Below are 1,664 nucleotides of genomic sequence, written 5' to 3'. Positions count from 1 at the left end.
GCCCCGGTGCGTCCGGGGTCGCGGCGACCGGCTCACCCGCCGGGTCACGCTCCCGGTCGTCGGTCCGGTCGTCGGTCCGGCCGTCCGCGGGCTCATCCGCCGGGTCGTCCGTCCTGTCGGCTGCACTGGGGATGGGGGTGGGGGGCATGCCGTGGATGGTAGTGATGTAGAGCACCCGTTCCCGCAGGTCATTCGGCATGCCCCTGAATCCTGCTCGAATCCGTCCCGATCGGGAGTGTTAACCTGGGTCCGCGGGCTCGGTTCCCACGGGTCTGTTCCGACGCCCACCCCGACCACCACCGGAGCCAACGGCACGTGACCTTGACCCTCGCCCTCGCAGTGGCCTTCGGCATCGCGGCGATCTCACCGTTGCTGGCCCGCACGATGGGGCGGGACGCGGGGTGGCCGCTCGCCGCCATGCTCGGCGGCCTCGCCCTGTACATCTGGTTCGCCATCCCCGTCGACACCGTCGCGTCGGTCGAGTGGATGCCCGCACTCGGTGTCGAACTCCGTCTGTCCCTCGATCCGCTGGCCCGCGTGTTCACCATGATCGTCCTCGGGATCGGGGCCGTGGTGATGGCCTACTCGTCCCGGTACCTCGGACGCGGCTCGGGCCACGGTGGGTACTACGGCCTGATGACGCTGTTCGCCGCGTCCATGCTCGGGCTCGTCCTGGCGGACGACGTGGTGGTGCTCTTCGTCGCATGGGAATTCACGACCCTCTGCTCGTTCTTCCTCATCACGCTCGCGGGCCCCAAGGGCACGCAACCCGCCGTGCGGACGTTGCTCGTCACCGTCGCCGGCGGGCTCTGTCTGCTCACCGCCGCGGCGCTCATGGTGGTCCGCACCGGTACCACGGTCCTGTCGGAGATCCTGGTCGACCCGGTGTGGTCCGCCGACCCCGCCTTCGCGGCCGTCATCGCGGTGCTCATCGCCATGGCCGCGTTCACCAAGTCCGCCCAGTTCCCGTTCCAGGCGTGGTTGCCCGACGCGATGGTCGCGGCGACCCCGGTCAGCGCGTATCTGCACGCCGCCGCCATGGTCAAGGCCGGCATCTACCTGCTGCTGCGGTTCTCCGAGGCGCTGCACGACGTCCCGGTGTGGAATCTGCTGCTCATCACCTGCGGTATGACCACCGCGGTCCTCGGCGCCGTGTTCGCCATGCAGCGCGACGACCTCAAGGAACTGCTCGCCTACTCCACGATCAGCCAGCTGGGCTTCCTGGTGGCGACGATCGGCGTGGGCACCCCGGCCGCCATGGTCGCCGCGATCATCCACACCATCGCCCACGCGCTGTTCAAGTCGTCCCTGTTCATGTTCGTGGGCGTGGTCGACCACCAGACCGGCACCCGCGCCATGAGCGGCCTGCCGCGGCTGTACCGCATCATGCCCGGCACCGCGATCGGTGTTGGCCTGGCCGCGGCATCGATGGCGGGGCTGCCCCCTCTGTTGGGCTTCGTGTCCAAGGAGTGGATGTTCAAGTCCATGCTCGACGCGCCGGGGGGCGCGTGGGCCGGTCCCGCGCTCGGCGCGCTGGCGGTGTTCGCCGCCACGTTCACCTTCGCCTACTCCGCGCGCTTCCTGCTCGGCGGGTTCGTCACCCACGGCCCGCCGGCGGGTCCCGGGCCCGAACCGGTGCACAGCACCCCGGAGACCATCGAGGC

At 70.2% G+C, this 1,664-nt stretch carries 1 protein-coding gene; it reads left to right on the top strand.

Going from position 1 to position 1,664, the window contains the following annotated elements; genetic code table 11:
- Positions 1–315: 315 nt before the first annotated feature.
- On the top strand, positions 316–1,664 hold a 1,349-nt coding region (locus G6019_RS13600; protein ID WP_309230238.1), incomplete at its 3' end, for a proton-conducting transporter transmembrane domain-containing protein.

The organism is Dietzia sp. DQ12-76 (assembly GCF_014145045.1).
In the GTDB taxonomy this organism is placed as follows: domain Bacteria; phylum Actinomycetota; class Actinomycetes; order Mycobacteriales; family Mycobacteriaceae; genus Dietzia.
Note: the sequence above shows the minus strand (reverse complement) of the source record. Positions and strands in the feature narration are given on the sequence as shown.